Below are 6,000 nucleotides of genomic sequence, written 5' to 3'. Positions count from 1 at the left end.
GGCCCAGTGAGGTCCGCCACTTCGCGGCCGCACGAACGTCACATCTTCATCAAGAGCCGCCCTACACGGTGAACCCGCACCCGCTTTGTTATCGTGACCAGGCCGAGGACAATCCGACACCGGCTTATTCACGAAGTATTTATGCGAACGTCACAGATTCCGCCGGATAAGTCTCGAGAAATTTGCCCAGCTGACTATTTGTCACGCCAGCACGCACCACCAGGACGGCGGCGGCGGTTCGGGACGGCAGGAGCGTGACGTCGTCCCGGACGGGCCGGGTGGGGTCGTACGGCGCGAGCACCAACCGCCCGTGCCGATCGATCTCGAGCTGCGTGCCGGCCGGCACGTTCGGCACGTCGCGCAACGCGCCCGGCATGCCGAGCCGTTCCCGCCACCCCCACAGACCCAGCCGCACCGCGTCCTTCTCGTACAGGCGGAACACGGCCCCGCCGGCGACGGTCACCCGCGTCGGGGTCCCGCGGACCGGCTTCTCCCCCAGCGTCCGCTGGTGCCGCTTGGGCACGATGTGGATCACCAGCTGGTCGGGCAGGTAGCGGACCGAACGGCCCTTGTTCGACACCTTGTGGGCCTGCGCGCCGCCGCCGCCGTCACCGGGCGCGGAGCCGAACCCCTCGGGTCCCCCGAAGTCGCCCGGCAGCACGGACTGCTGCGGGTGGTCCAGCGGGTTCCCTCCGGCGCTGCCCACCGTCAGGGCCGGGACGGCGGTCACCTCGGCGTCCGAACCGGAGCCCTGCGCGCGGCTGTGGTCCCGCGTGTGGTCGAGGACGCAGTCCAGCTGCGTCTGATCGCTGCCGTCCAGCGCGGTCACGTTGCCGCGGTAGGCCGCCGTGATGGCGAACCCGCCCAGCATGACCGGCCGGACGACGCCGCGGCGGTCCGCGATCAGCGTGCCGGTCCGCACGCCGCCGGGTCTGGTCGCGGCGCTCATGAGGGCAACATACGGGAAGCGGCGCAGCTCCTCGACGACCGTCTCGGTCGCGCCGGCGGCCCGCAGGGCCCGGTAGAACGCACCGGGCGCGTCGTCGGCCCCGTCGCGCCCGGTGAGCGCCCCTTCCACGGAGTGCGGCGTGCCGGCGGGCAGCGTCCACAGGCCGGGGCCCGGCACCCGCGCCACCGGTGGCGGCCGGTTGGGCAGCCGTTCGATCCAGGCCCGTCCCAGCCCGCGCAGCCGGTGGGCGAGCGCGGGCGGCGGGTTGATCGAGGTGACCGGCACGCCGTGCGCCAGGTCGTCCCGCACCAGGATCCGGGTGCCGGTGACCTGGTGGTGCACGGCTCCGTGGGAGATCTCGACGGTGACCCGGTAGCGGTTGTCGACCGGGACGTCGACCAGCTTGCCGACCGTCTTGACATGCGCCGACGAACCGGCCCCGGCCGACGTCGCCTGCACCCGGGTGCGCCACCATCCGCCGGTCACGCCGCCCTGCCCACCCGTCGTGCGGGTGCCCGGCACGGCGGTCCCGTATCCGGCGCCGAGCCCGAACCAGCGGCGCAGCCGCACCGCGGAGGTACTGGCCTTCATGGTCGACGACGTCACGAGCAGCGACGCCGACCGGGTGGCCGGGAGGTGGGTGCCGCGGTGGTGCGGTGCCGTCTCGGCGTGCAGCGTGACGACCACGGTGGCGCCACCGGCGGTCCGGTAGCTGCTGGACAGCCCGTTGCCGAGACCGTCCACGACCGGCTTGAGCGCACCGGCCGGCAGGTACCGGTGCGCGGTGTCCCGCACGAACCGTCGGATCTCCGCGTCCGTCCATCCCCGGCCGGCGGGTGGCTGGACCGAATGCGCGAGCAGGTCGCTGAACCGGGCCAGCTCGGCGGGATCGGTGTGGATCGGCGAGAGGAAGCGCGGGGTGGACACGAGCGGCATCGCGTGCAGCGTGGCCGGGGGCTCGAGCGCCACCGGCGCGGCGGCGGGCGGGCCCGGCTGGCCGGACAGCCGGGCCGCGGCGGCGGGCGGGAGCGCGAACAGCGCGCTGGCGTCGGCGTCCACCACGACAGTGTCCTGCGCGGTCCGGGTCGGGACGCCGAACCACTTCCGCTTCGCCGTCGTCGTGATGGTGAACCGCATGCCGGTGAGGACCGCGGCCGCCGGTCCACTGTGGACCTCGCCGCGCGCGACGCCGCCCGCGAGGCTGGTCGCGGTGCCGGTGATCTCGAACCGTTGCCGGCCCGCGTGCCCGAACGCGGGCTGTGCGCTGCCGGCGGCCGGTGCGGTCGTCGTGGTCAGGGTGAACCCGCCTTCGGCCCCCCACTGCGTCTCCGCGGACGTGGTCAGGGTCGCCGACACCTGGTCGAGCGCCCACATGGTGGCCGAGGCCGTGGCCTCCCCCTCGGAGGTGAGGCTGGCGTAGGGCCGCGCGTGGTACGGCGTCGCGGTGATCCGCACCGCGGCCTTGGAGCGGCGGAACCATCCGGCGGAGGTCAGACCGACCACGTGCCCCTTCGGCCTGAGCATCATGGGCAGCAGGCTGATCAGTGACTCCTGCCCGGTGACCTGCTCCAGCACCGCGGCTCCGGAGGTGCTCGGGTCCGCGAGCTCGGGGTGGCCGGCGAGCGCGGTCCGCGCGGCCGCCATCAGCTCGTCCCGGGGCGCGTCGAGGTCCAGGACGTCGAACGGCCCGTCCAGCTCCACCGGGGCGTGCGGCGGCCCTTTCGGTGGTCCGCGGTGGATCCGGGGTGTCCGATCCACCGTCCACAGTGCCGTCGTGCCCTTCCACCGCAGGTCGGGCAGCGTCGCCCGGAACCCCCGGCTCACCCGCAGCGCCGGCGCCTTCCTGATCACACCCGAGGACGACTCGACGGTGACGGTGAACAGCAGGTCGCCCGTCCAGTGCCGCCGGCGGCCCGACACCTCGGTGAGGGTCGTCTTGGCGACGCCGGCCGTGCCGACCGTGGCTCGGGCGCGCCACCACGAACCCATGAACCCGAGCCGCAGCAGCAGCGACCTGAACGCCGACGTCCGGAGATGCGTGCCCGCCGCGACGCCGGCACCGACCCGGACGCCCTGCCGGGCGTCGCGGCCCTCGGTCGTCGCCTCGGCACCCTGTTTGACCGTCTCGACCTTCGTGGTGGCCGCCGGATCGGTGGCCGGGCCGCGCTTGAGCTTCTCGACGGCCGCCCGGACGGTCACCACGGTCGGTCGGCCCTTGCGGTCCTTGAGGACGATCGGCAGGCCCCGCCGGCTTTTCAGGGTCCGCCAGGACGTGCGCGCGGTGTCGACGGCGGCCAGGACCGCGCGGTTGTTCTCCCGCTGCACCTGGCTGGCCCGCGTACCGGGGACCGGCAGCAGCGTCTCGTCCACCCCGCGCACGGCCGCCTGGATCAGGTCCCGCAGCTTGCCGCCGCCGGTGTCGAACTCCGGGACGTGGGCGTTCGGCATCGGCATCCAGTCACCGACCAGGCGCGGGGGCGCCACCGTGGTCTTGGGCGGCGCGGACGCCCTGGCGCCGGGATAGCCGAGCGCGGCGGCCTCGTCGTCGGTCACCCAGGCGTAGACGTAGGCGGGCCGGTCCCCGACCCGGGTCGGGCCGGTGACCGGGCCGTTGCTGAAATCGGTCTCCAGGCAGAGCGTCACCGGAATGCGGTAGAGCCGGCGGTCGGCCGTCGTCTTGCTCTTCACGTCCAGGGCGTGGCCGGCCAGCTTCCCGCGGCGCTCGGCGCGCTGGACCTGCGCGCCGAGTTGGAGCCCGGCGGTGGCGAGCACGGCGGGGGCGGAGTCGTCCAGGAAGCTGACCGAGACGGTCGGACCGATCGTCGAGTTGGCGCTGAGGGTCTTCGCGGTGCTCGTGCTGACGGAGTTGGTGCCCCAGGTCCGGCTGAACGTCTCGGCGTTGCCGGGTGCGTTCCTGATCGGGTCGGCGCCGTCGGTCATGAGCACCGGCGGGCCGAGGGTGCCGCGCAGGACGACCTTTCCGCTGATCCTCGGTACCCGGTCGAGTCCCGAACCGGGTCCGTGCTCTCCGGTCCTGGTCTCGAGATCGTCCACTTCCAGGCCGTCGGAGACGATCAGCCGGTAGCTGTCGGCGAAGGCGTCCGGGGTCAGCACCCGCATGAGCCTGGTCGACGCCGCTCCGCCGGGCTTGGTGATGCCGGGCGGCAGGAGGCGCTCGACGTCCTCGCGCAAGGTCGCCGGCAGGGACACCCCCTCCAGGACGAGGTCGCCCGGCAGCCGCTCGGCGCGGTGCTGCGCCGCGGCCACCGGCCGGTAGGTGAGCACGGATCTGGTGGTGCGCAAGGTGATCTGCTGGTTGCCGAGGCGAGCGATCCGCCTGGGGGGTGCGCCCCGGCGGCGCAGGGTCACGGAGATCTCGGTGGATCCGCGCAGGAGCTCGGCGTTGGTGGGGCCGGGACCGAGGCGCGGTCTGGTGACCTCCTGACGATTCCGCACGCCGCTGGACACCGTGCTGGTGGTGGTCGTGATCTTCGACGCGGTCACGCTCACCGAACCGGTGGTGGCCACCTTGACGTCGACGGGTGCGGATCCACCCGTGCCGCCGTATCCGGCTCCGGTCACGAACCCGTGCCGGCCCTCGTCCACCGTGCCGTGCTGTCTGGTGTGCGCGGTCTGCAGCCGGTGGTCGGACGAGCCGGTTTCCTCCGGCGCCGCGACGGGCGTGTAGGCGCCGGGTGGCGGCGCGGTGAGCGTGAGGTCGAGCTCGTGCGGCCCGCCGGGGAAGAGCACGACCGGCAGGCCGCCGCTGAACAGTCTCCGGGCCCCCGTCGAGCGCAGCAGGTCGTCGCTGAGCTGCCTGTTCAGCTCGCTGGTGAGCTCCTCCGAGGTGCCGGCGTGGCGCCGGAGCAGCGCGTCGTGGATCTCCCTGCGCAGCGACTCGCCACCGGTGTAGTCCTCGACGGGGGTGCTCGGTCCTCCGATGAGACCGGGCTCGAGCAGGTACGGCGGGGCGGGGACCGCCCGCGCGGTACCGGCGCTGCCCGGAGTCGGCGCCGGGTTGCCGGCCGGGTTCCCGGGCGGCGTGGCGGGTGCCGGGACCGGGTGGAAGGGTTGCGCCGCGCCGCGGCTGACCGGCACGCCCGGCGCCGCCGGCCCCCTGGGTGCGTCGCGCGGACCACCCGCGTCGCGCGGCGGGTCGAGGACGGGTGGGCCACCGCCGCCGAAGAGCAACGTGTTGCCCCCGCGGGCGATCCGGTGCCCGGCGCGTTCGGCCGCTCCGGACAGCGCTCCCCCGAGGCCGACACCGGACAGGTCACCGCCGTCCAGCAGGAGCGCCGCGGCCACGTCGGTCACCTGCTCGGTGGCCGCACCGCGGAGCAGGTCGCCCAGCAGCGACCGGGTCGGGCCGGCGAGGAAGCCCATCAGCGGGACGACTCCCGCCGCGATCAACCCGCCCTTGGCCGCGTCGGCGGTGAGCGACCAGTCGTGCCCGGTCCGGTGTCCCCAGTGCTCCTGGATCGTCTGGGCGACCCCGTCTGCCCCCGTCTCGGAACCCATCTCGGCCAGGGCCGCGCGCAGCACCTGCAGAAACGCCGTGCGGAGCACCCCGAGACGGGCCACCCGCGCCGCCTGGCGAGCCGCGAGGCGTGGCGCCGTCGCGGGGAACAGCAGGACCAGGGCCAGGTCGATGAGGGACTCGATGAACTCGCAGATGAGGTTGATCTTGAAGTACTCCACGGCCAGCGCGATGCGCTCGATGGTGTCGCCGGCTCCGTCGGCGTACGAGGCGAGCATGCCGAACCCGGCCCGGCAACCCCGCAGCTGCCGCAGCAGCGCGGCGGCGAAGTCGCCGTCGAGATTCTTCGCGCTGATCGCCGAGAGCAGATCCACGAGGGTGGACAATCGCCCGCGCAGCCGTTGCCCGCCTTTTTTGAACCCCCTCGCCGCCCCGCGCAACTCCGTTTCTCCGACGCCAGGGAAGTGTTGCCCCGTGGTGATGAAAATAGCGGTGGCGACCTTCGGGGGGATGGTCAGGCTCACGCGTCAAGTGAACCGGGGTATTGACACCACCTCCTTTCGCCATACCGAAC

At 73.6% G+C, this 6,000-nt stretch carries 1 protein-coding gene; it reads right to left on the bottom strand.

Annotation, left to right across the window (positions count from 1 at the left end):
* Positions 1 to 139: 139 nt before the first annotated feature.
* On the bottom strand, positions 140 to 5,950 hold the full coding sequence (locus VGR06_RS39445) for a hypothetical protein (RefSeq protein ID WP_327564349.1): 5,811 nt from the start codon (positions 5,948 to 5,950) through the stop codon (positions 140 to 142).
* Positions 5,951 to 6,000 lie beyond the last annotated feature (50 nt).

Source organism: Actinophytocola sp., assembly GCF_036002505.1.
GTDB lineage: Bacteria > Actinomycetota > Actinomycetes > Mycobacteriales > Pseudonocardiaceae > DASYTH01.
This window is presented reverse-complemented; position numbering and strand designations above follow the sequence as displayed.